This is a genomic window from Neobacillus mesonae (assembly GCF_023715155.1).
Lineage (GTDB): Bacteria > Bacillota > Bacilli > Bacillales > Cytobacillaceae > Neobacillus > Neobacillus mesonae_A.
Map to the genome: position 1 here is coordinate 64252 of NZ_JAMBNQ010000011.1, position 26884 is coordinate 91135.

Here is a 26884-nt window from a genome sequence, read left to right on the forward strand (position 1 = left end):
TAAAAATGGTAGTTGGAGATTTCCCAATTGAAACAGATACTATAGTCATCGGTGCAGGACCTGGGGGATATGTAGCAGCTATTCGTGCCGCACAACTTGGTCAAAAAGTGACCATAGTTGAAAAGGAAAACATTGGCGGAGTATGTTTAAACGTGGGCTGTATTCCTTCAAAAGCAATCATTGCAGCTGGACATCGTTACGAAACAGCAAAACACTCTGATAAATTTGGAATCACAGCTGAAAATGTAACTGTTGATTTTTCAAAGGTTCAAGAATTTAAAGCTGGTGTGGTAAAGAAATTAACCGGTGGTGTCGAAGGCCTATTAAAAGGTAACAAGGTAAATGTTGTACGCGGAGAGGCATTTTTTGTCGACAGTAACTCATTAAGGGTAATGGGTGAAAAATCTGCTCAAACCTATAATTTCAAAAATGCAATTATTGCTACTGGTTCACGCCCAATTGAACTTAAAACATTTAAATATTCTAAACGTGTACTTGATTCAACTGGTGCTCTTAATTTACAAGAAGTTCCTGAAAAAATTGTCGTTATTGGCGGCGGTGTTATCGGTATTGAGCTTGGCGGAGCTTATGCAAACTTCGGAAGCCAGGTGACTATTTTAGAAGGTGCCGATGAAATCCTAGGAACAGGTACATTTGATAAACAAATGGCATCTCTTGTTAAACGCTCTTTGAAGAAAAAAGGCGCCGAAATTGTTACAAAAGCACTCGCTAAAGGTGTTGAAGAAACAGAAAATGGCGTAATTGTAACATACGAAGACAAGGGCGAAGAAAAGAAAGTCGAAGCAGACTATGTTTTCGTAATGGTGGGCCGTCGTCCAAACACAGACGAAATGGGCTTAGAACAAGCCGGTGTTAAAATGAGTGAACGTGGAATTATTGAGATCGATAAACAATGTCGTACCAATGTTAGCAATATTTATGCTATTGGTGACATTGTACCTGGTCCGCAGCTTGCACATAAAGCATCATATGAAGCAAAAATTGCTGCTGAAGCTATCGCAGGACATCCCTCAGAAATTGACTATTTAGGTATCCCAGCTGTTGTTTTCTCTGATCCAGAGTTAGCTTCTGTTGGCTATTCTGAACAACAGGCTAAAGACGAAGGTATTGAAATTGTTGCAGCCAAATTCCCATTTGCTGCAAATGGACGTGCATTGTCACTAGACAGCACAGATGGTTTCTTAAAATTAATTACCCGTAAGGAAGATAATTTGGTTATCGGTGCGCAAATTGCCGGTGCAAATGCATCTGATATGATTGCGGAGCTGGGTCTTGCAATTGAAGCTGGAATGACAGCAGAAGATATTGCTATGACCATTCATGCTCATCCAACATTGGGAGAAATCTCAATGGAAGCAGCAGAAGTTGCTCTTGGAACACCTATCCATATTATTAAGTAATATCATGGAAAGTCCTTTCCGCTAAAAGCGGAAAGGACTTTTTTTGGCTTTTCTATGTTTAAGCGGAATACATTAAGACTTCTCGTAAATCCTAACGCAATTCCTCCGTGCATGGGGAAATTCAAGGATATCATTTAATGTACAGCAGGAGCAGAGGACAGGAGGTTTTCCCACAGTTCCAAAGCACCAGCAGGCTCCACAGAACAAGCTTGTGCCTGGAGTGCAATTCAACTGCTAAGATCTTCAACGATTAAGTTTAATAAAAAGAATTTTTAGGGAAATTAAAACATGAAATTGGAAATTACTGCAGAAGCCGTTCATATATATTAAAATAATGTGCTTTTAAAGTGGTGATGATATTGAAAGTCTATGTAGTAATGCTGCTGCAGTTTATGATTTGGAGCGGTTATACATTTATAGAATGGCTGTCAAAACATGATCAGTTGATTTATAAGGTTATCATGTTTTTTGTGTTCTTTTATTTGGCTTTTATAATAGGAAATAAAGTAACAAATTCAGCCAAGAAAACATTTTTTATTACAACATTAAGCTTAGTTGTTTATACATCCATACATTATACAATGGCATTGTTAATCCATTAAAAAAAGCTCCAATTAGGAGCATTATTTTCTGGGATAAAAGTACATGACTCTGCCATTAAACAGTTTGAGTTCACCTTGAAGCTTTTTCGCAAGGAATTTACAAAATTCATTTGCTTTGCCCTTATCTCCAAAACTGGATTGATCTGGAAGAGTAATTTGAATATAGTATTGTTCTCTTTCATCGCCATCTTCATTTTGAACGTTTTCCTTATCGACGCCAACTAAAATAATATTATACCTATCATGGCTGGATCGTAAATAAAACCAATTATCTTTTCCTTCTACCGTTTCTTTTATTTCATAAGGAAAAGCGGCGTTTTCATATTGCCAATCTAATTGATCACCTGTTTTTGACGTAATATTTTTATAATAAAGGAATAATTCCTTTACGTCTTCGACCGAAATTGTTTGTTTTGCAGATGAAGGCACAAGCTTTATAAATGCGTTTTCCGCCATCATCATTCCCCCCCATTAACAGATGATATTCATTCTTCTTCATTCTAGCATTGAATAATTTACCAAACAACTTATAATCTTTAATTTTTTGTGACCTTTCCATCTTAAAACTATTCCCCATCTTCACCAACTGAATGAAGGAACAGAACTCTTTTAAAAATTTAATTTATCATGACTTTGTTTTTTAATGTGACATACAATTTGGGCTTGAAAAATCAAATGTGATATATTATTATAAATCTAAGGATATTTCAAACGCTTTCATCTTAAAGATTTTATTTCCATTAAGTGTAAAGGGGATAGGAAATATGGGGACAATTGTATGTCAAACATGTAACTCAACTATTGATCATTTTGAAGATGAAAAGGTAACTGTTCTTTATTCAAAATGTGAATGTTGCTGCGGTCACCAAAAAGATAAAGAAGCGTAAAACATGATCAAGAATAAATAATAAACAGGATCCCTTAATCAGGAATCCTGTTTTTTTGTTAAGATTATCAGAATGTATAAGTTTTTAACTACGAGAAATGCCCTGCTCCACAAGGAAAGCTTTGACAGCATTAACATCGTATGAAGGAAGAGCGTTAGCTTTTTTAAAAAGCGTTCAGACAGTTTTCATCCTAAAAACAGCTCAATAAATATCTTGCGAAAATAATTCCCTTTAGAAGATAGAGGTAGAATCACCTGCTATCTTAAAAGTCAATAAGCGGTTTTCAGTACTTAGAATATTGACTGGTGTTAAGTCTGACCTGCTTAGAATAAATATCACAGGTCTGAAGGTGCTTGTGCTTCTTTCTTATTGAATAGCCTTATATTCTTTTATCACATGAATGGTTTTTAAATCATCGTCTTCAGGCCCCTGAACGGGAAGTCCTGCTTCAAGATTCTTCTTGATATAATGAAGGTTTTCTTTTGTAATAATCTCACCAGGTATAAAAATTGGAATTCCAGGCGGGTAAACCATCACGAACTCAGCAATAATTCTTCCCTCAGACTCTTCAAATGGAATGACCTCAGTCTCTGAATAGAATGCATCTCTAGGTGTTAAAGCCAGTACTGGAATTTCTGGCAATAAGACTTCAACAGGCTCAATTTTTTCTGCACGATGTTCAAATTCTTTGGCCAAGTCCTGTAATGCTTCGACTAATATATTTCCTTCATGCTCTGAATCACCAAATGTAATAATACAGAGGATATTATACAAATCTGACAATTCCACTTCGATATTATGTTTCTCTCTTAGCCATTTCTCCACTTCATAGCCTGTTAATCCCAAATCCTTAACCGAAATAATGAGTTTCATCGGGTCATAATCAAATGTAGCTTTTGTACCAAGTATTTCTTCACCTACACAATATAGGCGGTCAATTTCATTAATTCTTTTTCGAATGGAGCTGGCTAACTTAATGGTCCTATCAATCAGCATTGTTCCTTTTGTGGCTAATTGCTTCCGGGCAACATCCAGTGAGGCCAGCAGCAGGTAGGAAGTTGAGGTAGTAGTTAACATGCTTAAAATTGATTGTACATGTTTTGCCGATACCAGCCCTTCCCTTACATTTAAAATAGAGCTTTGTGTCAAAGAACCACCTAGTTTATGGACGCTGGTTGCCGCCATATCAGCGCCTGCCTGCATAGCAGACAAAGGAAGTTCATCATGAAAATGAATATGGACTCCATGTGCCTCATCAACTAAAACAGGTACATGATAAGAATGAGCAATCTCAACGATTCTTTTCAAATCTGCTGAAATACCAAAATAAGTTGGATTTATAACTAGAACAGCTTTGGCATCTGGATGCTGTTCAAGTGCCTTTTCAACAGAATCCGTCGTAATCCCATGAGAAATTCCTAATTCTTTGTCTATTTCTGGATGAATAAAAACTGGAATTGACCCAGAAAAGACTATCGCTGACATGACTGATTTATGGACATTCCTGGGAACTATAATTTTTTCACCTGGTCCGCAAACGGCCATTACCATTGTCATAATAGCCCCGCTTGTGCCTTGAACAGAAAAAAAAGTATGATCAGCACCAAAGGCTGCAGCAGCTAAATCTTGGGCATGTTTAATCATCCCTTTTGGATGATGAAGGTCATCCAGCGGCCCTATATTAATTAAGTCAATAGATAAAGCATTATCACCTATAAATTTACGGAATTCCGGATCGATTCCAGCCCCTTTTTTATGGCCGGGAATATGAAATTGAACAGGATTTTTTTTAGCATGTTTTACTAAACCGTCAAATAACGGTGTTTGATTTTGAGACAATTAAAACCACACCTCTTATTAAAAAATTCCCTTACTATTACAAAACAAATGAATTATAGCATTATTCTTTTGTTATGCATAGGACATTTAAATAAATTTGACTCCCTTTTATAAACTTTGATTTAGTTTTCCAAAATGAAAGGAAAATTACCCTTTTAAAAAGAAATAACTATTATCTATTTCTTTTAGGGGGATGTAAAAATGAACTGGAAAACAAGAGTGACGGAAATTCTTAACATTCAATATCCAATTATCCAAGGCGGCCTTGCCTATTTAGCCTATTCAGAGCTTGCTGCCGCTGTGTCCAATGCGGGGGGGCTCGGACAAATTACAGCAATGTCATTAGGAAGCCCTGATAAGCTAAGGGGAGAAATCAGAAAGGTAAAAGAATTGACGAAAAATCCTTTTGGAGTTAACTTCGCAATCGGTCAGCATGGAAGGGAATATAGTGAACTTCTGCAAGTTGCGATAGATGAAAAAGTTCCTGTCATTTCAATGACTGGAGGTAATCCAGCACCGATCTTTGAACAATTAAAGGGAACTGAAATTAAAACGCTTGTCCTTGTTGCTGCAAGGAGACAGGCGATTAAGGCAGAAAAGCTTGGTGCCGATGCCGTAATGGTAGTAGGGCAGGAAGGCGGCGGTCACCTGGGACGCGATGATATTGGAACAATGGTATTAATTCCACAAGTCACAGACGCCGTGTCAATCCCTGTTATTGCATCAGGTGGAATTGGTGATGGAAGAGGTCTTATGGCCGCACTAAGTTTGGGGGCAGAAGGAATTGAGATGGGGACAAGGTTTATTGCTACAAAGGAATGTGTACATGCTAGTGAAGTTTATAAAAATGCTTTGATTGAAGGAACAGAAACTGATACAGTTGTGATTAAGAGAACACTTGGTGCACCAGGGAGGGCAATTGCTAACAGCTGGACTGAAAAGATATTAGATATTGAAAAGAACAATGGAGGATATGAACAGCTGAAAGATTATATTAGCGGTAAAGCCAACAAACAGTACATATATAATGGTGCGGTAGATGAAGGTTTTGCCTGGGCCGGGCAGGTAATGGGACTTATTAAGGATGTTCCGGCCACATCCGAACTCTTTGAAAGAATAATTACTGAGGCAGAACAAATTCGGAATAAATGGGGAAAATAAAAAAGTGTTCAAGATTGAATAGAAGGTGAGTTAATGGAATATCAATACCCAATTGACTACAGCTGGTCGACTGAGGAAATGATTGATGTAGTGAAGTTTTTCGAAGCAGTTGAAAAAGCATATGAAACTGGAATAGAACGCGATCACCTTATGCAGGCTTATCGTCGTTTTAAAGAAATTGTCCCCAGTAAAGCAGAAGAAAAGACAATTTGCGGGGAATTTGAAGAAACAAGCGGCTATTCCTCATATCGAACCATTAAAAAGGCAAAGGAATCCGCATCAGGTCAAAGAATTATCATGGAGTCCTAAATAAAAGCTCCCGGCAGAAATAGTAAGTAGTTCCGATAATGTGGAGAAAATCTAAATTCGCAGCACAAATAACATTAGATTTCGCAGCATGAATAACAAGTAAATAACAATATAACCAGCACACAAAAAAGCTTGGGATTTCCCAAGCTTTTGTCTTTAATTTGTTTTTCTTGTTTAATTAAAGGAGAAGTTGTACAAGTTCATTAGACGCCAAGGCGAGTTTGATAGATAAGCGGAGAAATTTCTTTTAAATAGGAAATAGCACTGAAAATAGCTTAAATAGACGGAAGGATTCCGACTATTGACTCGAAAAACGTAAAAATGGGTCATTTTGCTTTGCTAAATCGGAAAACCTCCGCTTATATACCCCGAACCAAGCTCTATTATGCAGTCTAACCGAAAAATCTCCGCTTATTTTAATTATCTCTGGTTACCTGCTTAAGTAAAAAAACAACATAGCAAATTGCATACGAATTCACATAGTAATTAGCACGTTGACAATAATTATTGTCAATATGTTTTTAGGCTGCGATTTTGCTCTCTAATTAAAGTGGTAATATCTCATAATTGTTGATATTTAAGAGGAAAATAAGAGACCAAATCATATGCGATTTGGTCTGCTAATTAACATGCTATTTGGTATGTTTCTCCACCGAAACGGAACTACTTACAGAAATAGCCGGGAGCTTTCTCTTTATTTCAATCCTATGGCGAGTTTATATAATGGAACAACTTTATTAAACACAGTATCAATTTGTTCGATTAATTCCTTGGAACCGAGCTTAATGGTTTCTTCTTTAGTAAGTGTAAATCCACACAGCAATTCCGCTTTTTTAACCGAATACAGGCGTTCAAACATCTTTTTCAATTCATCTTTTGATAATTGTTGATGGTGAATGGTATCAGGTTTTGTATGATCTCCGGACCAAACGAAATCTTTAGGAATCTCTTTATATATTGTGGACGCCTTTTTCGTGAATTTTTCCCCAATTTCACTCTTTTGAGGCGCTTCATAGATAACTGCAAACCATATAAATAAGTGTGTGTTCCATAAGCCAATTTGAAAATGCGGCAGCATTTTATAGCCTCTGCGATTATTGGCAAAAGCAACCCATGTATCCTTGGGAGGATTGATCGTCCGTCTTGCATGTTTTGCAACATGGACAAACATTTCCTCTCCAGTTAAAGCAGATAATGTAGGTGCCAAATAGCTGCCTAATGCCTCCAATTTTGGACGAATCCTCGTCTTTAAAGCATCCATTCTAGGTTCAAGGCCATCTATTAAAAAAACATCAAAATCTTCATTAGTGAAGCCTGTAAATTCCATTTAAAGAACCTCCCGAACATCATTTGTCATTTATTGTAGCATAATCATACAAGACGTAGTAATTTGTTGCCTATCTAGGTAAATGCACATATTTGTTCCAACATTTCTAAATAGCTCATATTATACAGTAAAAGAATTATACGAAAAAACAGCGAGTCCTTTGAAAGGGGAGGAGAAAGTGAAACAATTGATGAATACTTCATTAAAAAAACCTGGTGAAAAGGAAAGAACTGCAGTATTGAGATTAGAGATGGACTATGAGTTAGCAACATTATTTGAGGCGATTGAAGAAAAGGATGAGAAAAAAATTAGACAGTGTAAACAAAAACTGGAGAAAATCCGACAAGAATTACTGCGATTAAAAGCTTTATAATATTGTTAAAAAGTATTTTCGTCTAAGGAGCAAAAAAATAGAATGAAACAAAAGAAAACTATGGTGATTTAAACGAACTCCATATAAGAAGGGGGAGTTCGTTTATTATTGGGCATAAAAATAGGAAAAAGTTGCCCGGCTAAGGAAATTGGATTAATCTAATAGTACATATTTCAACCGTTACGTTTCAAACTACATATATTAGAAGAAGAGATAGGACAACTTTTATTGGAGGATTATTATGAATTGGGATACGGTTTATACCAATGCCAGTCAATGGGTGAAAGAGGCTGGGGAAAGAATTCGAGCTTCTTTCCAGGAGACTTTAACGATTCGGACGAAATCAAATCCAAATGATTTGGTAACAGATATCGACCAGGAAATCGAACAATTTTTCATCAGTAAGATTAGGGGACAATATCCGGAACATAAAATATTGGGAGAAGAAGGATATGGCGATGAATTCGAACAACTTGATGGAATCGTGTGGATGATTGACCCAATTGACGGGACGATGAATTTTATTCACCAGCAGAGAAACTTTGCCATCTCGATTGGTGTTTATGAAAATGGCGTAGGTCAAATGGGAATTATTTATGATGTTGTTCATGATGAACTTTATCATGCTATACGTGGAAATGGCGCCTATTTTAATGATAAACGTATTTTGCCTCTTAAGGAAAGAAATGTGAAGGAATCCATTATTGCATTAAATGCAACATGGGTCATGGAAAATCATCGGATAAACCATGAATTATTAATCCCTTTAGCCCGTGCTGCAAGGGGAACCAGATCTTATGGGTCTGCAGCACTGGAAATAGTTTATGTTGCCACTGGAAGAGTGGATGCTTATATCTCCTTGCGCTTATCTCCTTGGGATTTTGCGGCAGGTGCAATTCTTGTAGAGGAACTGGGCGGGGTTATCACTAATTTAAGGGGAGAAAGGCTGGATTACTTATCAAAGGACTCGTTTTTTGCAGCAAGGCCAGGTCTCCATCAAGAAATTTTAACGGATTATTTAAAAAATGGTAAATGGTGAAAAAGAAGCCTGCATGGCTTCTTTTTCAATTCGCTTTTTACAACAGTCCATTTTCCCGCATTTTCTTTTTAGTTTTAAAACCCATACCCATAATGACAATTATTGCGGCTATACAGCCCAATATTCCTGATACGCTTTTTTCTGCAATTGCAACGCCAATTCCCATAATACTTGCTGCGGCTAAAAATGCATATATAAGCATCGGCCATTTTATTCTGTTCATTTTAATACTCCTTAAAATTCAATTTAATTATATTTTACCTAAAAAGTTTTTAGTTTTCCACTGTTAATGTGGTATAATGTTTTAGTTGTGCATGAAACTAAAAATAGCTGTTAAGTTTTTTATAAATAGGAGTGGAAAAATTTGAAAACAAGAGAAGATATTCGAAATATTGCGATAATTGCCCACGTAGACCATGGTAAAACAACATTAGTTGACCAATTATTAAAACAATCAGGTATATTCAGATCAAATGAACATGTTGAAGAACGTGCGATGGATTCAAATGATCTAGAAAGGGAACGCGGGATTACAATTTTAGCAAAAAATACCGCCATTCAATATAAAGATACACGGATTAACATTCTGGATACTCCTGGACATGCCGATTTTGGCGGAGAAGTAGAGCGAATCATGCGTATGGTGGATGGAGTTCTTTTAGTAGTCGATGCATATGAAGGATGTATGCCGCAGACTCGTTTTGTTCTTAAGAAGGCTTTAGAGCAAAACTTAACACCGATTGTTGTTGTGAACAAAATCGACCGTGATTTTGCACGCCCAGCTGAAGTAGTAGATGAAGTCATTGATTTATTTATTGAACTGGGTGCTAATGAGGAACAAATAGAGTTTCCTGTCGTATATGCCTCAGCCATTAATGGCACTGCAAGCCTGGATCCTGAAAAACAGGATGAAAATATGCAGGTATTGTATGAAAAAATTATCGAACATATCCCTTCACCAGTAGATAATAGTGATGAACCGCTTCAATTCCAAGTTGCTCTCCTAGATTACAATGAATATGTTGGCCGAATTGGAATTGGAAGGGTATTCCGAGGTACTATGCATGTAGGTCAGCAAGTAGCCCTAATGAAGTTGGACGGCTCTGTTAAACAATTCAGGGTAACAAAGATTCTTGGCTTCTTTGGTTTAAAACGTTTAGAAGTGCAGGAGGCAAAAGCTGGAGATTTAGTGGCTGTTTCTGGAATGGAAGATATCAATGTTGGTGAAACAGTATGTCCAATTGAGCATCAAGAAGCTTTACCAATTTTGAGAATTGACGAACCAACACTGCAGATGACGTTTGCTGTTAATAACAGTCCATTTGCCGGACGTGAAGGAAAATATTTAACATCACGAAAAATTGAAGAAAGACTTCAAGAACAATTACACACTGATGTCAGCTTACGGGTTGAAAATACTGATTCCCCTGATGCATGGATTGTTTCTGGACGCGGAGAACTGCATCTTTCCATTTTAATTGAAAACATGCGCCGTGAGGGTTATGAACTTCAGGTTTCTAAACCTCAAGTCATTGTAAAGGAAATTGATGGTGTTCGCTGTGAACCAATCGAAAGAGTACAAATTGATGTACCGGAAGAACATACTGGTTCTGTAATGGAATCGATTGGTGCCCGTAAAGGGGAAATGCTTGATATGATTAATAATGGCAATGGCCAAGTTCGGTTAATTTTCAATGTTCCAGCAAGAGGTATGATTGGGTATACAACAGAATTCTTAACCCTTACACGTGGTTATGGAATTATTAACCATACATTTGATAGTTATCAGCCAATGCTCTCAGGCCAAGTAGGCGGCAGACGTAATGGAGTACTTGTATCAATGGAAACTGGTAAAACTTCCACTTATGGTATAATGCAAGTAGAAGAACGCGGAACAATTTTCGTTGAACCTGGAACAGAAATTTACGAAGGCATGATTGTAGGTGAAAATTCCCGGGAAAATGATATTTCAGTAAATATTACGAAAGTAAAACATGCCACCAACGTTCGTTCAGCAACAAAAGACCAAACATCTGTAATCAAGAAGCCGCGTATTTTGACGCTGGAAGAATCATTAGAATATTTAAATGAAGATGAGTATTGTGAAGTTACACCAAAATCAATTCGTTTAAGAAAGAAAATCTTGGATAAAAATGAACGTGAAAAAATGGCTAGAAAGAAAAAATATGCAGAAATGAGCTAATGGAGGGTTTTAACATGGATGTTGGGGAACGGCTTTCATTCTTTGCTGCTTTATATAAAGTGGATGAGCAGCCTGAACTTGGTATGTGGCTGCTCTACCTTACCATTGTTGTTTTATCCATTATTGTTTATAAGTTAGGATTTGCAAAGAAACTGCCGCTTGGAAAAAACATCATCATATATACCATTTTAATTCTAGGCTGTTCCATTTTTACCTTTTTTGGTATTTTTCTTCCGGTTGGAGAAGGTTTAGTGGTTGCTGCATTGATTTTAGCTGTTTACAAAATTCGCTTGCATCAATCCAAAAAACAAAGAACTGAGGCAAAATAACGGAGGCAGGAGAAATGAGATCAGTACAGGATGTTATATATAATTGGTTGACGATTAAGGTGGTTTGTGATGAGCGTCCAGATGATACAGCTGCTTTGGAAACAAAAGACCATTTTGAAGAAGTGTTATCATCTGAATATAAAGTGTCTAATATTAAAATTACAAAAGATGATAGTATGTATTATGTTTCTTATGAGCTGGGAGATGAAAGCAAAAAAACACGTTTCCCACGAGAGTTAATTGAAATCATGCTGAACCAAATTAATCAAGAACCTGAAAAATACGTAAATTATACGGTTGAGGATTAAAAAAGCCTCAAGTTCTTCCTATTTGGAGGACCTTGAGGTTTTTTGTTTGCTTGAATTTAGTGAGATTGCACTTCTTCATTTACCATTCATCTTTGTCCGGTTTTGAACGGTATAGTTTGAAATTGCCTGATTCAATTCTGGCATTTGTTTTATCACTAATCCTGTCGTGACATTCCTTGCACATATATGTATGAATCGGACGATTTCGAAGCCGCTTAGCGATCACGGATTCATCGTCTATACTCTCCACTCTATCACAAATTACGCATTTTACTCGCATGAAAGGCACCTCTTTGAATTTAATTGCTTAGAAAGATTATCTTTACTATAACATGGGAAATCCGTGCATGGTAATATCAGATGTTAAACTTGATGAAAAAACGTCGTAGTAGTAATATGAGGATAACTGTTTTTATCAGAATGATGTATTGGAAAAAGGAGTTATTGAAATGGTAAACCAAGTGGAACCAAAATTAATGAAACCCTTGTTTGATGTGATGCAAAAAGAAAGGTTTGTTACTTTAGCTACAATTGATTATGAAACCGGCGGTCCTAATGTCAGTGCCATCTCTTGGATAGTAGCAAAGGATGAGAGTACTATCTACTTTGCAATTGATAACCGTTCACGAATTCTTGAAAATCTTTCTAACAATAATAAAGTAGTCATTAACATCATCGCAAATGAATCTACTTATTCTATTCAAGGCAATGCAATTGTTAAAGAAGAAAGGCTTCAAGATGTACCATTAAAACTTGCATTAATTGAGGTTTCGATTAATGAAGTAAGAGATGTTATGTTTTATGGATCAAAAATTGTTACCGAAGTACAATATGATAAGACCTATGATAAAAGAGCTGCCGAACGCTTAGATAAACAGGTCATGGATGCAATGAAAAAAGCTTAGTTCCCTAAGCTTTTTTCATTTATGATAATTTGATTGCTTTTCTTGTTCTTTTTCTAATTTATCTTTTTCAGGATTGGATAATTTTTTATCTGGCTCTTCAACAGCCCTTTTAGGATTGGGGGTGATTAAATCTCCAGGTATCTCCGGCATCAGTCGTCCAGCCACGTCGGCAAGCTCCTCCATTATGCCTTGAATAGGTCTGCCGTCTTTAATATCTGCTTGAATTTCCTTTAGTCGTTGGGTTGTGTCAGCATCTGCTACTACCACTGCATTGGCACCGTAAGGATCCTTCTTTAAACTTTCAGCCACAGAATATTTAATGGAGCCAACCTGTGAGCGGTCAATCTTAGCGTTTACATCAAGACCTACTATCGCATATTTGCCCAGCACAACAGCAGTGGCATCATTAACATTCGGGATGCTGGTTGCAAGCTCCACTAACCGTTTCGAAATTTCCTGGCCGGACTTACGATCGACATTTTCAATATAACTATTTTTAACATTGACTAATGAAGAGTCTTTACTTTCGTCAATTTGTTTATTGTTATTATTATTGCACCCGGTTAAGGTAAAACATATAACCATCAATATTAGGACCTTTTTCATTTAGAATCATCCTCCATCACCTTTTACTTCTTTTTGGCTGAAATAAACCTATATTCCGTTCACATTTATTGTGCGGAATGCCTTCTATCTTTATTCCAATAAACATATATTTTACCAATGTCCATCTATCAGGAGGTAGGCAACTCTCATACAGGCCTAACACCTTGACAAGCAGGAGGCGTCGCTTTGAGTAAAATATACGTCCTAGATACAAATGTATTATTGCAAGACCCGTATTCAATTTTTTCGTTCGAAGAAAATGAAGTTGTAATTCCAGCTGTGGTACTTGAGGAAGTGGATTCTAAAAAAAGATATATGGATGAAATAGGAAGGAATGCAAGACACGTATCACGATTAATAGATGGTCTTAGAGCTTCAGGTAAACTTCATGAAAGAATTCCCCTAGAAAATGGCGGAACAATTAGAATTGAACTAAATCATCGTTCATTTCACGAGCTGCAGGATATTTTTGTTGAAAAAACAAATGATAACCGAATACTAGCTGTGGCGAAAAATTTATTCTTAGAAGAACAAACAAAAGAGAATGGCAAGCCTGTCATTCTAGTTAGTAAGGATGCCCTTGTAAGGGTGAAAGCCGATGCACTCGGACTTGTGGCAGAGGATTTTCTAAATGACCGCGTAGTTGAAATCGACCATATCTATACTGGCTTTTCTGAAGTGTTTGTTCCTGTTGAGAAAGTAAAAGAGTTTTACGAAAAAGGGGAAATTCAGGTTACGGAAATAGGGCAATACCGGTTTTATCCACATCAATTTCTAATTATCAAGGATGCTCTTGGAGGTTCAGCCTCTGCAATAGGCATGGTTGATCCTTTCGGTAAAAAAGTAAAAAAGCTTGCTTTGAATCAAGAACATATTTGGGGGATTCATCCTAGAAATGTGCAGCAAACCATGGCAATCGAATTATTACTGCGCAAGGATATTCCGCTTGTTACTTTAATTGGAAAGGCAGGGACCGGAAAAACACTGCTTGCTCTTGCGGCTGGTTTAATGCAGACAGAGGATTTCAGGGAATATAAAAAACTATTAGTAGCGCGGCCGATTGTACCTGTGGGAAAAGATTTGGGTTTTCTCCCTGGGGAGAAGCAGGAGAAATTGAGGCCATGGATGCAGCCTATTTACGATAATTTAGAATTTCTTTTTAATACAAAAAAGCCTGGAGAACTGGATGCAATTTTGGCTGGTATGGGTTCAATTGAGGTTGAAGCATTAACATACATTCGCGGAAGAAGCCTGCCTAAGCAATTCATCATTATTGATGAGGCGCAAAATTTGACTAAACATGAGGTAAAAACCATTTTAACCCGTGTAGGAGAGGGCAGTAAAATTGTTTTGATGGGGGACCCAGAGCAAATTGATCATCCATACCTTGATGCCTATAACAATGGTTTAACTTACGTTGTGGAAAAGTTCAAGAACCAAATTGTTTCCGGTCATGTTAGGCTGCTAAAAGGAGAAAGATCCGGTTTAGCCAGGTTAGCAGCGGATTTACTTTAATAAAATGGGTGCCGATTAGGCACCCGATTCATCCAATGATGACAAAATTATTTTACAATAAATCCTGTTACGTTTTTAATTGGGTTTTGGAGATTTGAACCGTCTCCATAGTAAATATGAACTGGGCCATCAGCAGTTAAAGGTTTACCATTATCGGAGAACTTCAAGATTAATTCTTTAGCTGTCTCTATCGGAAGTTCCACTTCTCCGTCTTTTGACTGAATAAGAAGGAAAGAAGCATCTTTTTCAAGTTCAGCATTTTCGATGAATGGTTTAAATAGCATCCCAAAAGTTCCTGTTAAAACCTTTTCTTTAAGAAATTTCTTTTCAGTTTTTAATGTTGGCGGGAAAACGGCACCCTCCATAATTTCACGGTCCCAATGCTTAGAAACAGACTTTGTATATTCTTCTAATGAACGGTCTTCTTCTTTTTCCTTAACAAAATAGGTGGTTAAATCCAGCTTGCGGTCGTCAAAAATCCATGTGCTTGGATCAAGTGTTATAGAATATTTTGCCTTTCCAGAGATCGTTACAATTTTGTTCATCTTAATCCCCCCTAATAATTAGCCAATACTAGTATAGCTTTTTTTGGAACAAAATCATAATCTTAACTGTTTTCTTTAATTACCCTCATAATTCTTGCAATTTTCCATGATAACCGTTAAAATTTATAGATAAGTTGAATAATCGCTCTGAAATGGGGGGATCAATGTTGGCGTCTGAAATGATCGTGAATCACCAAGAAAAAGCATATGCCTTGCTGCAGGCTGACGCTGAGAAAATTTTAAAGCTTATCAAAGTGCAAATGGACAATCTCACGATGCCTCAATGCCCTCTTTATGAAGAGGTATTGGATACTCAAATGTTTGGCCTGTCAAGGGAAATAGACTTTGCTGTTCGATTAGGCTTGCTTGATAGCAAGGATGGTAAAGCAATAATCGATAAATTAGAAAAAGAAGTATCTGCGCTTCATGATGCATCCCTTAGGAAATAACGGGAAAACTCAAACAATTCCAATCGATTGTTTGGGTTTTTTATTATTTTTTACCAGCCTATTCTGAATATTCTATATTAAAATATTGTAACAAAATCACTTAAGGTCAAGTCACAGCGTTCATTTTCTATTATAATAGAATGGTAAAACCAATAATGAAAATGAGGACGTCTTATATGGGAAAAAAAATTCTAAGATCATATGATTTTACTTTAATCATCGCTATATTTTTATTATGTGCGTTTGGTTTAGTCATGATTTATAGTTCAAGTATGGCCTGGGCAGTTCAAAGGTATGATGTGCAGCCAGATTATTTCTATCAAAAGCAAAAGCTTTGGCTGGGTGGATTTCTAATAATCTTTCTTATATCTGCTATTATTCCATATAAGATCATGAAGTTTACAAATGTTCTAGTCTTAATTACAGCGGCATCGCTTATCACCCTGTTAGGTTTGTTTATATTTGGTGATGTAGCCGGCGGTGCACAAAGCTGGTATAAAATTGGTTCATTAAAAATCCAGCCTTCTGAATTCGTTAAGCTTGGGGTTATTATTTATTTAGCAGCTGTTTATGCCAAAAAGCAGGAATATATTAATCAATTTAATAAGGGTGTACTGCCTCCGCTGGCGTATTTATTTGTTGTATGTTTCCTGATTATCCTTCAGCCTGACTATGGAACAGCAAGCATTATCGCTCTTATTGCAGGAACAATCGTTCTTTGCTCAGGGATGAACTTTAAAAATATCTCGAAACTTTTAATAATGACACTTATTGTTCTATTGCCTGTTGCATTTGTTTTAAAAGGACATATTTTTTCAGAAAAACGTGCAAGCCGTTTTGCTGTTTTGGACAACCCTTTTGCTCCAGAATATGTCCAAAATGCAGGCTTCCATTTGGCGAATTCTTATATCGCAATTGGTTCTGGCGGTATTAATGGTTTGGGACTGGGCCAAAGTATTCAAAAACTTGGGTATCTTCCGGAATCACATACAGATTTTATTATGGCTGTTATTGCTGAGGAATTGGGAATATGGGGAGTCGGTTTTGTTATTCTACTACTCTCGTATATCGTTTTAAGAGGAATATATATTGGACTCCAGTGTAAAGATCCATTTGGCAGTCTGCTTGCTATAGGTATTTCCAGTATGATAGGAATTCAATCTTTTATAAATCTTGCCGGTGTATCAGGGTTAATTCCTCTTACCGGTGTTACACTGCCTTTCATCAGCTATGGAGGTTCCTCTTTATTAATGCTTGCTGCAGCCGCAGGGATACTTGTGAATGTATCGATGTTTGTTAAGTTTGAAAAGAAATACAAGAATAAAAATGGCCAAACTGTTAAAGGTACAGAGAGCCGCGATGGAAAAGTTCATTATATATAATCAAATGCCAAGGGCCTGTCTTGGTGCTTGGCATTTTAAATATACACATACACAAACAAAAGAGGTGCTTTCTTGTGTCAAGACAAATAAATAAAGTATTAGTTGCTAACAGAGGGGAAATAGCAATCAGGGTTTTTCGTGCCTGCACTGAACTGAATATTCGTACTGTTGCAATATATTCAAAAGAGGATTCAGGCTCATACCATCGTTATAAAGCAGATGAGGCATATTTAGTTGGTGAAGGGAAGAAACCAATCGATGCTTATTTAGATATCGACGGAATTATTGCTATTGCCAAAAAAAGCGGTGCTGATGCCATTCATCCAGGCTATGGCTTCTTATCTGAAAATATTCATTTTGCAAAACGCTGTGAAGATGAAGGTATCGTATTTATTGGACCTGCCTCAGAGCATTTAGATATGTTTGGTGACAAGGTAAAAGCAAGACATCAGGCAGAACTTGCAGGCATTCCAGTTATTCCAGGAAGCGGCGGACCTGTCCAAAGTATAAAGGATGTTGAAGTATTCACTGATTCATTTGGTTTCCCAATTATGATTAAAGCAGCTTTAGGCGGCGGCGGAAGAGGAATGAGAATTGTCAAAAGCCGTGATGAATTACAAGAAGCCTTTGATCGGGCGAAATCTGAAGCTAAAGCAGCATTTGGCAATGATGAAGTATATGTTGAAAAATTAATTGAAAAGCCGAAACATATTGAGGTTCAAATTATTGGTGATAAATATGGAAATATTGTCCACCTGTACGAAAGAGACTGCTCAGTCCAGCGCCGTCATCAAAAGGTAGTTGAAACAGCTCCTAGTGTTTCTCTTTCTGCTGAACTGCGAAACAGTATCTGTGATGCGGCAGTTAAATTGATGAAAAATGTCAACTATGTTAATGCAGGGACTGTAGAGTTTCTTGTTTCTGGCAGCGACTTTTATTTTATTGAAGTAAATCCGCGTGTACAGGTAGAACATACAGTAACAGAAATGGTTACTGGGATTGATATTGTCCAAACACAGATTTTTGTTGCAGAGGGACATGAATTGCATGGCCCGATTATTAGTATTCCTGCTCAGGATAAAATCCCGCTATTTGGATATGCAATCCAGTCAAGGGTTACCACAGAGGATCCGTTAAATCAGTTTATGCCTGATACTGGAAAAATAATGGCGTATCGATCTGGCGGGGGATTTGGTGTCCGTCTGGATGCAGGAAATGGCTTCCAGGGAGCGATTATTACACCATATTATGATTCATTATTAGTAAAACTATCAACTTGGGCTGTAACATTTGAACAGGCAGCATCAAAAATGGTTCGAAACTTGCAGGAGTTTAGGATCAGGGGAATTAAAACTAATATTCCATTCTTGGAAAATGTCGTAAAACACGAAAATTTCTTAAACGGCGAATATGATACTTCCTTTATTGACAGCACTCCGGAATTGTTTAATTTCCCAGTAAGTAAAGACCGGGGAACAAAAATGCTGAATTATATTGGGAATGTAACCTTAAACGGCTTCCCAGGAATTGAAAAGAAAAAGCGTCCAATCTTTGCTGAGCCAAGAATTCCGGCATTGCCATACGATTATCCAACCAAACCAGGAACAAAACAAATTTTAGACACTCAAGGTGCAGAAGGTTTAGTAGAATGGGTAAAAAAACAAAAGCAAGTATTACTAACGGATACTACTTTCCGTGACGCCCATCAATCATTGCTTGCAACTAGAATGAGAACAAACGATATTGGACATATTGCAGAACCAACTTCCAAACTTTTGCCTGACTTATTTTCTTTAGAAATGTGGGGCGGTGCCACTTTTGATGTAGCATACAGGTTTTTAAAAGAGGATCCATGGGAGCGTCTGCATACATTGAGGAAACAAATTCCTAATGTATTATTCCAAATGCTGTTCCGCGGTGCCAATGCAGTTGGTTATAAAAACTATCCAGATAATGTAATTCGAGAATTTGCCAAGCAGTCAGCCGCTGCTGGAATAGATGTATTTAGAATTTTTGACAGCTTGAACTGGGTTAAAGGTATGGAAACTGCTATTGATGCAGTTAGACAAACCGGAAAGATTGCTGAGGCAGCGATTTGCTATACAGGGGACATTTTGGATCCTTCAAGGACAAAATATAATTTGACATATTATAAAAACTTGGCTAAAGAACTTGAAAATCAAGGTGCACATATACTGGCTATCAAGGATATGGCTGGTTTATTGAAACCTGAAGCAGCTTACCGCTTAATTTCAGAATTAAAAGAAACAGTTGATATTCCAATCCATCTGCATACTCATGATACAAGCGGTAATCAAATTTTTACGTATGCACGTGCCATTGATGGCGGCGTTGATATTGTTGACACTGCTTTAAGTACAATGGCAGGCTTAACTTCACAGCCAAGTGCCAATTCTTTATATTATGCTCTTGAAAGCAGTGACAGAAAGCCGGCTGTTAGCATTGATGCCCTTGAAAAGCTTTCTCACTACTGGGAAGATGTACGTAAATATTATCAAGACTTTGAAAGCGGCATGAAAGCCCCTCATTCTGAAGTTTATCAGCATGAAATGCCTGGAGGACAGTATAGTAATCTTCAGCAGCAGGCAAAAGCAGTAGGTTTAGGTGATCAATGGGATGATGTAAAAGAAATGTATTCCCGCGTTAATCATATGTTTGGAGATATTGTAAAGGTAACTCCTTCTTCAAAAGTTGTCGGTGATATGGCACTATTCATGGTGCAAAATAATTTATCCGAACAGGACGTTTTGGAAAAGGGATATTCACTTGATTTCCCGGACTCTGTGGTTGAATTATTCCAAGGGTTTCTTGGCCAGCCTTACGGAGGATTTCCTGAAGAACTGCAAAAAGTAATTCTGAAAGGTAAGAAGCCGCTGGAAGTAAGACCTGGTGAATTATTGGAACCGGTCAATTTTGATCAGCTTAAAGAAGAGCTTTATCATGAAATCGGACGGCAGGCAACTGATTTAGAAGTCATTTCCTATGCCTTATATCCAAAGGTATTTTTGGAGTATAGAAAGACAGTAGACCAGTTTGGCGATGTCTCAGTTCTTGACACCCCAACATTCTTATACGGAATGAGATTAGGTGAAGAAATTGAAGTTGAAATTGAAACAGGAAAAACTTTAATTGTTAAATTGGTTTCTGTCGGCCAGCCTCAAGCTGACGGAACTAGGGTTGTTTACTTTGAGCTGAATGGCCAGCCGCGTGAAGTTATTATTAAAGATGAAAGCATCAAGGCAACCGTCGCCGCAAGGGTAAAAGGTGACCCTAAAAATGAAAGCCATATTTCCGCTACAATGCCTGGCACGGTGATTAAGGTTGTAGTAGAAAAGGGTGAAAAGGTTGAACGAGGTGATCACTTGATGATTACTGAGGCAATGAAAATGGAAACAACTGTCCAAGCCCCATTCTCCGGTGTGGTAAAAGATATTTACGTTACTAGTGGAGATGCTATTCAAACAGGGGATCTTATGATTGAACTGGTAAAAGAATAAACAAAAAGCTGCCGTTTAAACGATTAAAACGGCAGCTTTTTTTAATGATAACGTTTAGTTCTGGAAAATAAGAGGATAAAATAACTTAATATCCCAAATAAACAGGTAATGAATAATGCATGCAGCAAGGCAATATAAAGATTCAGCCTGCTGATAATAATAAATGCTCCAGCTGTAACCTGCATGCACACAAGAATGAATGAAATGATCCATCCCCAATATAATACCTTTTGGTGTTTATAATGGCGGATAGATAATAAGGCAGTATAACCAATCCATAGGAATAGGATTCCGGCAGCTGTTCGATGCCCCATTTGAACCCATTCATATAAATTCCCGGGAAGGGCGGGGCTGTCATTCAAACAAAGCGGCCAGTCCCGGCAAATTAAGCTGGCATTTGTATGTCGGACTAGTGCGCCTGTATAAATAACCAAATAACTATAAATGCTGATACCGATAATATGAAATCCCATTCTCTTATCGATTAAAAGCTTTTCAGCTTCAAATTTTTTATCTACTTCAAATATAAGCAGCATCAATAAAAAAACAGCAGCAAAAGAGATGAGTGAAATTCCAAAATGGAGGGCGAGTACAAAATCAGATTGCCCCCATAGAACAGCAGCTGCCCCAATCAAACCTTGTAATACTAAAAAGAAAATAGAAAGAATAGAAAGAAATTTAGTTTCTCTAATATGTCCAATTTCTTTCCAAGACCAAATAGATAAAATGACGACCATAATCCCGCCTAAACCTGAGATAAGACGATGGGCAAGCTCGATTATCAGCTTGGTATCAATATCAGTGGGAAGAAATTGCCCATTGCATAGGGGCCAAGATCTGCCGCACCCCATACCAGATCCGGTCTTGGTTACTAAAGCCCCTCCTAATAAAATTAAAATCATAACAATTGTAGTGGCTACCGCCAACCACTTTAAAGATTGACGCAAAAAATTCACCTTCTTACCATTAGTTCAAAAATTTGTATTTTGGATAATGTTGACAGTATAATGATTGCACAAGCATATTGAAAACCCTTATTCATCATAACGAATTCTTTATAAAAAGAACAGAATTTCATCTAATTATTTTTTTATTCCATTCAATATAAGAGCTTTAATAAATAATTTTTTATTTCAACTATTATTATAGTGAAAATAGTTGAAACTTTCATTAGAGTTTGTTAGAAATAAAGGTAAGGATTTATAATTTTTAGAATCAAAAGAAAAAATTAGGTGTTTTCCTCTTTTTCTCTATTTTTGTATTAGTTTTATGGGAAATATAAAAATATAGTAAAGATTTATTCTTATTTTGGGTAAAATAATCCCGTTCACAAATTAGACAAAAATTATTCAAAAAAAGTTCACAAAAATATCCCAAAGTGTGATTTAATATACAGAGAAAGTGTTGTTATAATCACGATAACTTTCTCTACTATTCTGGATACATAGGCTTCAGCAAAATAATTGTTGAATTTGAGTATTGTTTATTTGTTGATTGAGAATATTGGTATTAAGAATTAGGAGGAGAAATGGATGTCTAACTCTAAGGCTGCCATTGATGATCGTGCAGCAGCGGGATTACATGCTGATTCTGTTAAAACCTCAGCATGGAAAGATTTTATGGCCTTGATTAAAATCGGGATCGTAAATTCAAACCTTATTACCACCTTTACAGGTATATGGCTTGCACTTCATTTTACCGGCCAAAGTTTTTTAGAACATCTAGATGTTATTTTTTATACAATAGCAGGCTCCTCATTTATCATTGCTGGTTCCTGTGTTGTCAATAATTATGTTGACCGCGATATAGACCACTTAATGGAAAGAACAAAAACAAGACCGACTGTCACTGGAAAAGTTCTTCCATTCAAAGTTTTAGGATTAGGTATTTTTTTAATAGGATTAGGGACATTGTTTTTATTTTTTACCACTATAACTGCAACAGTAATTGGACTGCTTGGAGTTTTTAGTTATGTTTTCCTTTATACCTTGTGGTCGAAACGACAATTAGTTTCGAATACGATTATCGGCAGTATTTCTGGTGCTGTTCCACCTCTTATTGGCTGGGCAGCTGTTGATGCCAATCTTGATATGATTGCTTGGGCATTGTTTATTCTAATGTTTGCCTGGCAGCCTCCGCATTTTTATGCACTGGCTATGAGACGCGTGAATGAATACAGAGCTGCAGGAATACCGATGCTGCCAGTTGTGAAGGGGTTTAAAACAACGAAACTTCACATTTTGTTTTGGGTAACGGTACTTCTGCCATTACCAATACTTCTTGTTAAATTAGGAATCCCATTTCTAATTCTAGCCACCCTATTGAATATAGGCTGGCTCGCATTAGGGATTTATGGATATAAGATCAAAGATGACATAAAGTGGGCAAAACTAATGTTTGTTTACTCACTGCAATATTTAACTATTATTTTTGTGGCGATGGTTCTTGTTACATTAATTTAGTTTTGCTAAATTCTTTCCCAAGTTAGCTTATTAGGGAAAGAAACTACATACTTCTTTGATCAAACATTAAAAAGAAATTAAAAACGAAAGAGGGGTTTGATGAAGCTATGAAGAGGCTTGCAAAGTGGCGTCTGGTTTCGTTATTTGCGATTTTGGCGCTAGCGCTCTCCGGGTGCAGCGGGAAACCGTATCTTTCGGCATTAAGGCCGGCCGGTGAAGTGGCAGATATCCAATTTGATTTAATGAAACTAAGTACTTATATCATGGTTGGAGTAATTGTAGTTGTAATGGTGATTTTCGTCATTGTTTTTTTCCGTTTTAGAAGAAAAAAAGGCGATAACGGAATTCCTAAACAAGTAGAAGGAAATCATTTGTTAGAAATCCTTTGGACTGTTATCCCTATTCTTTTACTATTAATTTTAGCTGTGCCTACAGTTGCAGCAACATTTAAACTTGCTGATGTAAAAGAAATGGATAAGAAAAATTCAGATGCACTTGTTATTAATGTTCGTTCACATTTGTATTGGTGGGATTTCGAATATCCTGGACAAAAGATTGTTACCAGTCAGGATTTAGTTGTACCTACAAATGAAAAAGTATATTTCAACTTAAAATCAATGGATGTAAAGCACTCCTTCTGGATTCCAGCCGTTGGCGGTAAATTGGATACTAACACGGACAACATCAATAAATTCTGGTTAGTTTTCGATCAAAAGCGTGCGAATGAAGCAGGTAACCTATTCTATGGTAAATGTGCTGAGCTATGTGGACCATCACATGCCTTAATGGATTTCAAAGTAAAAGCTATGAACCGTGACGATTTCGATACTTGGGTTAAAGATATGCAGGCAGTGAAAGAACCTGAAAAGGCAACATCAGATTTAGCTTCACAAGGTCAGGAAATCTTTAATAAAAGCTGTATCGGATGTCATGCTGTAACACCACAAAATAAAATGCCTGATACTGCACGTGTTGCACCAAACTTAACGAACTTTGGAGAAAGATCACGTATTGCGGGTATTTTAGATCATAACAAAGAGGAATTAAAAAATTGGATAAAAAATCCTGAAACTTATAAACCAGGTAACGAAATGTCAGGAAAATATCCAGAGATGACTGATCAGCAGCTTGATGCTTTAGCTGAATATCTTATGGGCTTAAAAGTTCAGGATTAAGGGGAATCGGAAAGAAAGGGAGGTTAAATTGTGAGTACCTATGCTCAAAAAAAGGGATTTGGCGGTACAATATGGGACTACTTAACAACAGTTGACCATAAAAAGATTGCCATTCTCTATCTCATGGCAGGTGGATTGTTTTTCTTAGTAGGCGGAATGGAAGCAGTATTTATCCGTATACAGCTTGCTGTTCCAAATAATGATTTTGTTAGCGCTGGAACATTTAATGAAATTATCACTATGCACGGAACAACAATGATTTTCCTAGCGGCCATGCCACTGTTATTTGCTTTTATGAATGCGGTTATGCCACTGCAAATCGGTGCACGTGACGTTGCATTCCCATTTCTTAATGCTTTAGGCTTTTGGTTGTTCTTTTTTGGTGGTGTATTCCTAAACCTTTCATGGTTCTTAGGCGGAGCACCTGATGCAGGATGGACATCTTATGCATCACTTGCGGTTCATTCAAAAGGACATGGTGTTGACTTTTATGTATTAGGATTACAGATATCTGGTCTTGGTACTTTAATTGGTGGGATTAACTTCCTGGCAACCGTTATTACAATGCGTGCTCCAGGAATGACTTATATGAGAATGCCGCTGTTTACATGGACAACATTTGTTGCTTCTGCAATGATTTTATTTGCTTTCCCTCCATTAACAGTTGGTTTGACTTTAATGATGTTTGATCGTTTATTTGGCGCTAATTTCTTTGAAGTAGCCATGGGTGGTAATACAATTATTTGGGAACATCTCTTCTGGGTTTTTGGTCACCCTGAAGTGTATATTCTTATACTGCCTGCATTTGGTATTTTCTCGGAAATTTTTTCGACTTTTTCTCGAAAACGTCTGTTTGGTTACTCATCAATGGTATTCGCAACAGTCCTAATCGGTTTCTTAGGATTCATGGTTTGGGCGCACCATATGTTTACCACTGGTTTAGGACCTGTAGCTAATGCGATTTTTGCAGTGGCAACAATGGCAATTGGTATTCCAACTGGTATTAAGATTTTCAACTGGCTGTTTACAATGTGGGGAGGAAGTGTTAAGTTTACAACCCCAATGTATTATGCTTTCGGATTTATTCCGTCATTCGTCTGTGGGGGGGTAACAGGTGTCATGGTTGCTACCGCTGCAGCAGACTATCAATACCATGATACGTATTTCGTTGTTGCACACTTCCACTATGTAATTGTCGGTGGTGTTGTCTTGGCACTTCTTGCAGGAACACATTATTGGTGGCCAAAAATGTTTGGCACCATGTTAAATGAAACATTAGGAAAAATCACTTTCTGGTTATTCTTCATTGGTTTCCATTTAACATTCTTTATCCAGCACTTCCTAGGAGTTTGGGGAATGCCGCGTCGTGTATTTACCTACCTTCCAGGACAAGGATTTGATACATCAAATATGGTAAGTTCCATTGGTGCAGGATTTATGTCTGCCGGAGTAATTGTTTTATTGTTGAACGTGGTTATCACGCAAGTGAAAAATGTTAAAGTTGGTAATGATCCATGGGAAGATGGAAGAACACTTGAATGGGCAATTTCTTCTCCGCCTCCATACTATAACTTTAAGCAGCTTCCGCTTGTCCGTGGTTTAGATGCATACTGGATTGAAAAAATGGAAGGCAAAAAAGCTATGACACCGGCAGAACCTGTTGGTGATATACACATGCCAAATTCGTCCTTCATTCCATTTATGATTACTTTAGGCTTATTTATTGCAGCGTTTGGTGCATTGTACCATGCAGATGATAAGTCATGGGCTTTACCTGTATTAATCATTGGTTTACTTGTTACTTTTGGATCCATGTTGGTACGTTCCGTGAAAGATGATCATGGATACCATATTCATAAAGAAGAATTAATGGATGAAGAAAAGGGGGCTGAGGCATAATGCAAGCTGAAGAAAAATTTACGTACGAAACATGGCCTGCTTCGCCTGAAAGGGCCACCCTTGAAGCTAAAAATAAATTTTTAGGTTTTTGGTTATTCTTAGGGGGAGAGACAGTTTTGTTTGCCTCTCTCTTCGCAACTTATCTTGCATTAAAGGATAAGGTTCCAGATTCAACTCATGCATTGGCAAAAGATATTTTTGATCTTCCGTTGACACTAGTAGCAACAATGCTGCTATTAACAAGTTCACTGACAAGTGTTTACGCAATGTATCATATGAAAAACTTTGCTTTTAAAAAGATGATGGTTTGGCTTGGTGTTACGGTATTATTGGGCTTCGGCTTCTTGGGATCCGAGATTTATGAGTTTAATCATTATGTACACGAGTACCATCATACATTTACGAGCAGTGCGTTTTCTTCTGCATTCTACACACTTGTAGGCTTCCATGGTGCCCACGTAACCTTTGGTTTGGCCTGGATTATTTCGCTAATGATCCGCAACTCTAAACGTGGTCTTAACCTGTACAATGCTCCAAAATTCTATGTCGCCAGTCTATATTGGCACTTCATCGACGTTGTCTGGGTATTTATCTTTACGGTAGTATATTTAATGGGGATGGTGGGATAAA

At 37.2% G+C, this 26884-nt stretch carries 27 protein-coding genes; 19 read left to right on the forward strand and 8 right to left on the reverse strand.

Going from position 1 to position 26884, the window contains the following annotated elements; translation table 11 throughout:
* The first annotated feature begins 5 nt into the window (after positions 1–5).
* Together lpdA and M3183_RS11715 are read left to right on the forward strand one after the other, a co-directional pair.
* A complete protein-coding gene (lpdA, locus tag M3183_RS11710) occupies positions 6–1421 on the forward strand; it encodes a dihydrolipoyl dehydrogenase (RefSeq protein ID WP_251469756.1) in 1416 nt (471 codons plus the stop codon).
* 353 nt (positions 1422–1774) lie between these two features.
* Entirely contained in the window at positions 1775–2023 is a 249-nt protein-coding gene (locus M3183_RS11715) for a hypothetical protein (protein ID WP_311315367.1), read from the forward strand.
* A 21-nt stretch (positions 2024–2044) separates the two neighbouring features.
* On the opposite strand, the gene M3183_RS11720 is transcribed toward M3183_RS11715, so the two are convergent.
* Positions 2045–2479: a DUF1885 family protein gene (locus tag M3183_RS11720; RefSeq protein ID WP_251469760.1), complete on the reverse strand. Its 435-nt coding sequence runs from the start codon at positions 2477–2479 to the stop codon at positions 2045–2047.
* Between the two features lie 308 nt (positions 2480–2787).
* On the opposite strand from M3183_RS11720, the gene M3183_RS11725 reads away from it, so the two are divergent.
* Entirely contained in the window at positions 2788–2910 is a 123-nt protein-coding gene (locus M3183_RS11725; protein WP_251469762.1) for a GapA-binding peptide SR1P, read from the forward strand.
* Between the two features lie 366 nt (positions 2911–3276).
* Here the strand turns inward: M3183_RS11725 and M3183_RS11730 are convergent, their stop codons facing one another.
* On the reverse strand, positions 3277–4749 hold the full coding sequence (locus tag M3183_RS11730) for an aminotransferase class I/II-fold pyridoxal phosphate-dependent enzyme (RefSeq protein WP_251469764.1): 1473 nt from the start codon (positions 4747–4749) through the stop codon (positions 3277–3279).
* Positions 4750–4950: 201 nt separating this feature from the next.
* Here M3183_RS11730 and M3183_RS11735 point away from each other — a divergent pair, with 201 nt between their 5' ends.
* Both M3183_RS11735 and M3183_RS11740 read left to right on the forward strand, forming a co-directional pair.
* Positions 4951–5910 carry an NAD(P)H-dependent flavin oxidoreductase gene (locus M3183_RS11735; protein ID WP_251469766.1) on the forward strand — a complete coding sequence of 320 codons (960 nt, stop codon included), beginning with the start codon at positions 4951–4953 and terminating at the stop codon, positions 5908–5910.
* Positions 5911–5943: 33 nt separating this feature from the next.
* Positions 5944–6219 carry a UPF0223 family protein gene (locus M3183_RS11740; RefSeq protein ID WP_251469768.1) on the forward strand — a complete coding sequence of 92 codons (276 nt, stop codon included), beginning with the start codon at positions 5944–5946 and terminating at the stop codon, positions 6217–6219.
* A gap of 694 nt (positions 6220–6913) precedes the next feature.
* On the opposite strand, the gene M3183_RS11745 is transcribed toward M3183_RS11740, so the two are convergent.
* Positions 6914–7546 (reverse strand): YktB family protein, encoded by a 633-nt coding sequence (locus tag M3183_RS11745; RefSeq protein WP_251469770.1) that lies wholly within the window; start codon positions 7544–7546, stop codon positions 6914–6916.
* 178 nt (positions 7547–7724) lie between these two features.
* Between M3183_RS11745 and M3183_RS11750 the strand changes: the two genes are divergently transcribed.
* Together M3183_RS11750 and M3183_RS11755 are read left to right on the forward strand one after the other, a co-directional pair.
* The gene (locus M3183_RS11750) at positions 7725–7919 is read left to right on the forward strand and encodes a hypothetical protein (RefSeq protein ID WP_251469772.1); all 195 of its coding nucleotides are present in this window, start codon (positions 7725–7727) and stop codon (positions 7917–7919) included.
* 241 nt (positions 7920–8160) lie between these two features.
* Positions 8161–8958 carry an inositol monophosphatase family protein gene (locus M3183_RS11755; RefSeq protein ID WP_251469775.1) on the forward strand — a complete coding sequence of 266 codons (798 nt, stop codon included), beginning with the start codon at positions 8161–8163 and terminating at the stop codon, positions 8956–8958.
* A gap of 37 nt (positions 8959–8995) precedes the next feature.
* Here M3183_RS11755 and M3183_RS11760 read toward each other — a convergent pair whose 3' ends face one another.
* A complete protein-coding gene (locus M3183_RS11760; protein WP_251469778.1) occupies positions 8996–9181 on the reverse strand; it encodes a YlaF family protein in 186 nt (61 codons plus the stop codon).
* Positions 9182–9322: 141 nt separating this feature from the next.
* Here M3183_RS11760 and typA point away from each other — a divergent pair, with 141 nt between their 5' ends.
* Genes typA through M3183_RS11775 form a run of 3 tightly spaced genes read left to right on the forward strand, consistent with a single transcriptional unit; the run spans position 9323 to position 11798 of the window.
* Positions 9323–11161: a translational GTPase TypA gene (gene typA, locus M3183_RS11765; protein ID WP_251469781.1), complete on the forward strand. Its 1839-nt coding sequence runs from the start codon at positions 9323–9325 to the stop codon at positions 11159–11161.
* Positions 11162–11175: 14 nt separating this feature from the next.
* On the forward strand, positions 11176–11490 hold the full coding sequence (locus M3183_RS11770; protein ID WP_251469783.1) for a YlaH-like family protein: 315 nt from the start codon (positions 11176–11178) through the stop codon (positions 11488–11490).
* Between the two features lie 14 nt (positions 11491–11504).
* Complete coding sequence (locus M3183_RS11775; RefSeq protein ID WP_251469784.1) at positions 11505–11798, forward strand: hypothetical protein; 294 nt, start codon at positions 11505–11507, stop codon at positions 11796–11798.
* Positions 11799–11877: 79 nt separating this feature from the next.
* Here the strand turns inward: M3183_RS11775 and M3183_RS11780 are convergent, their stop codons facing one another.
* Positions 11878–12078, reverse strand: a complete 201-nt coding sequence (locus M3183_RS11780) for a YlaI family protein (RefSeq protein WP_251469786.1) — start codon at positions 12076–12078, stop codon at positions 11878–11880.
* A 169-nt stretch (positions 12079–12247) separates the two neighbouring features.
* Between M3183_RS11780 and M3183_RS11785 the strand changes: the two genes are divergently transcribed.
* Positions 12248–12703, forward strand: coding sequence for a pyridoxamine 5'-phosphate oxidase family protein (locus tag M3183_RS11785; RefSeq protein WP_251469788.1), 456 nt, complete (start codon positions 12248–12250; stop codon positions 12701–12703).
* A gap of 15 nt (positions 12704–12718) precedes the next feature.
* Here M3183_RS11785 and M3183_RS11790 read toward each other — a convergent pair whose 3' ends face one another.
* On the reverse strand, positions 12719–13309 hold the full coding sequence (locus tag M3183_RS11790) for a YhcN/YlaJ family sporulation lipoprotein (RefSeq protein WP_251469790.1): 591 nt from the start codon (positions 13307–13309) through the stop codon (positions 12719–12721).
* A gap of 186 nt (positions 13310–13495) precedes the next feature.
* Between M3183_RS11790 and M3183_RS11795 the strand changes: the two genes are divergently transcribed.
* Positions 13496–14824, forward strand: coding sequence for a PhoH family protein (locus M3183_RS11795; protein ID WP_251469793.1), 1329 nt, complete (start codon positions 13496–13498; stop codon positions 14822–14824).
* Between the two features lie 47 nt (positions 14825–14871).
* Here M3183_RS11795 and M3183_RS11800 read toward each other — a convergent pair whose 3' ends face one another.
* On the reverse strand, positions 14872–15369 hold the full coding sequence (locus tag M3183_RS11800) for a peptidyl-prolyl cis-trans isomerase (RefSeq protein ID WP_251469796.1): 498 nt from the start codon (positions 15367–15369) through the stop codon (positions 14872–14874).
* A 167-nt stretch (positions 15370–15536) separates the two neighbouring features.
* Between M3183_RS11800 and M3183_RS11805 the strand changes: the two genes are divergently transcribed.
* The 3 genes from M3183_RS11805 (at position 15537) to pyc (ending at position 20718) form a co-directional block, all read left to right on the forward strand.
* A complete protein-coding gene (locus M3183_RS11805) occupies positions 15537–15818 on the forward strand; it encodes an Fpa/YlaN family protein (RefSeq protein ID WP_251469799.1) in 282 nt (93 codons plus the stop codon).
* Positions 15819–15994: 176 nt separating this feature from the next.
* A complete protein-coding gene (locus tag M3183_RS11810) occupies positions 15995–17200 on the forward strand; it encodes an FtsW/RodA/SpoVE family cell cycle protein (RefSeq protein WP_251469800.1) in 1206 nt (401 codons plus the stop codon).
* Between the two features lie 74 nt (positions 17201–17274).
* Complete coding sequence (gene pyc, locus M3183_RS11815) at positions 17275–20718, forward strand: pyruvate carboxylase (RefSeq protein WP_251469802.1); 3444 nt, start codon at positions 17275–17277, stop codon at positions 20716–20718.
* Positions 20719–20759: 41 nt separating this feature from the next.
* Here the strand turns inward: pyc and M3183_RS11820 are convergent, their stop codons facing one another.
* Complete coding sequence (locus M3183_RS11820) at positions 20760–21665, reverse strand: COX15/CtaA family protein (RefSeq protein ID WP_251469804.1); 906 nt, start codon at positions 21663–21665, stop codon at positions 20760–20762.
* A gap of 585 nt (positions 21666–22250) precedes the next feature.
* On the opposite strand from M3183_RS11820, the gene cyoE reads away from it, so the two are divergent.
* From cyoE to M3183_RS11840, 4 genes are all read left to right on the forward strand, one after another.
* A complete protein-coding gene (gene cyoE / locus M3183_RS11825; RefSeq protein ID WP_251469806.1) occupies positions 22251–23180 on the forward strand; it encodes a heme o synthase in 930 nt (309 codons plus the stop codon).
* Between the two features lie 107 nt (positions 23181–23287).
* On the forward strand, positions 23288–24355 hold the full coding sequence (gene coxB, locus M3183_RS11830) for a cytochrome c oxidase subunit II (protein ID WP_251469808.1): 1068 nt from the start codon (positions 23288–23290) through the stop codon (positions 24353–24355).
* Between the two features lie 30 nt (positions 24356–24385).
* A complete protein-coding gene (ctaD, locus tag M3183_RS11835; RefSeq protein WP_251469810.1) occupies positions 24386–26254 on the forward strand; it encodes a cytochrome c oxidase subunit I in 1869 nt (622 codons plus the stop codon).
* Positions 26254–26883, forward strand: coding sequence for a cytochrome (ubi)quinol oxidase subunit III (locus M3183_RS11840; RefSeq protein ID WP_251469812.1), 630 nt, complete (start codon positions 26254–26256; stop codon positions 26881–26883). Before ctaD ends, M3183_RS11840 begins: the two co-directional genes overlap by 1 nt.
* The last annotated feature ends 1 nt before the right edge of the window (position 26884 follow it).

Coding starts and splice junctions, on each gene's coding strand:
- M3183_RS11740 (WP_251469768.1), top strand. CDS start 5,944: ATGGAATATCAATACCCAATTGACTACAGCTGGTCGACTGAGGAAATG.
- M3183_RS11840 (WP_251469812.1), top strand. CDS start 26,254: ATGCAAGCTGAAGAAAAATTTACGTACGAAACATGGCCTGCTTCGCCT.
- M3183_RS11800 (WP_251469796.1), bottom strand. CDS start 15,369: ATGAACAAAATTGTAACGATCTCTGGAAAGGCAAAATATTCTATAACA.
- M3183_RS11735 (WP_251469766.1), top strand. CDS start 4,951: ATGAACTGGAAAACAAGAGTGACGGAAATTCTTAACATTCAATATCCA.
- M3183_RS11715 (WP_311315367.1), top strand. CDS start 1,775: ATGATATTGAAAGTCTATGTAGTAATGCTGCTGCAGTTTATGATTTGG.
- M3183_RS11810 (WP_251469800.1), top strand. CDS start 15,995: ATGGGAAAAAAAATTCTAAGATCATATGATTTTACTTTAATCATCGCT.
- coxB (WP_251469808.1), top strand. CDS start 23,288: ATGAAGAGGCTTGCAAAGTGGCGTCTGGTTTCGTTATTTGCGATTTTG.
- M3183_RS11780 (WP_251469786.1), bottom strand. CDS start 12,078: ATGCGAGTAAAATGCGTAATTTGTGATAGAGTGGAGAGTATAGACGAT.
- M3183_RS11755 (WP_251469775.1), top strand. CDS start 8,161: ATGAATTGGGATACGGTTTATACCAATGCCAGTCAATGGGTGAAAGAG.
- M3183_RS11775 (WP_251469784.1), top strand. CDS start 11,505: ATGAGATCAGTACAGGATGTTATATATAATTGGTTGACGATTAAGGTG.
- M3183_RS11745 (WP_251469770.1), bottom strand. CDS start 7,546: ATGGAATTTACAGGCTTCACTAATGAAGATTTTGATGTTTTTTTAATA.
- lpdA (WP_251469756.1), top strand. CDS start 6: ATGGTAGTTGGAGATTTCCCAATTGAAACAGATACTATAGTCATCGGT.
- M3183_RS11770 (WP_251469783.1), top strand. CDS start 11,176: ATGGATGTTGGGGAACGGCTTTCATTCTTTGCTGCTTTATATAAAGTG.
- M3183_RS11725 (WP_251469762.1), top strand. CDS start 2,788: ATGGGGACAATTGTATGTCAAACATGTAACTCAACTATTGATCATTTT.
- M3183_RS11785 (WP_251469788.1), top strand. CDS start 12,248: ATGGTAAACCAAGTGGAACCAAAATTAATGAAACCCTTGTTTGATGTG.
- M3183_RS11760 (WP_251469778.1), bottom strand. CDS start 9,181: ATGAACAGAATAAAATGGCCGATGCTTATATATGCATTTTTAGCCGCA.
- cyoE (WP_251469806.1), top strand. CDS start 22,251: ATGTCTAACTCTAAGGCTGCCATTGATGATCGTGCAGCAGCGGGATTA.
- M3183_RS11790 (WP_251469790.1), bottom strand. CDS start 13,309: ATGAAAAAGGTCCTAATATTGATGGTTATATGTTTTACCTTAACCGGG.
- M3183_RS11720 (WP_251469760.1), bottom strand. CDS start 2,479: ATGGCGGAAAACGCATTTATAAAGCTTGTGCCTTCATCTGCAAAACAA.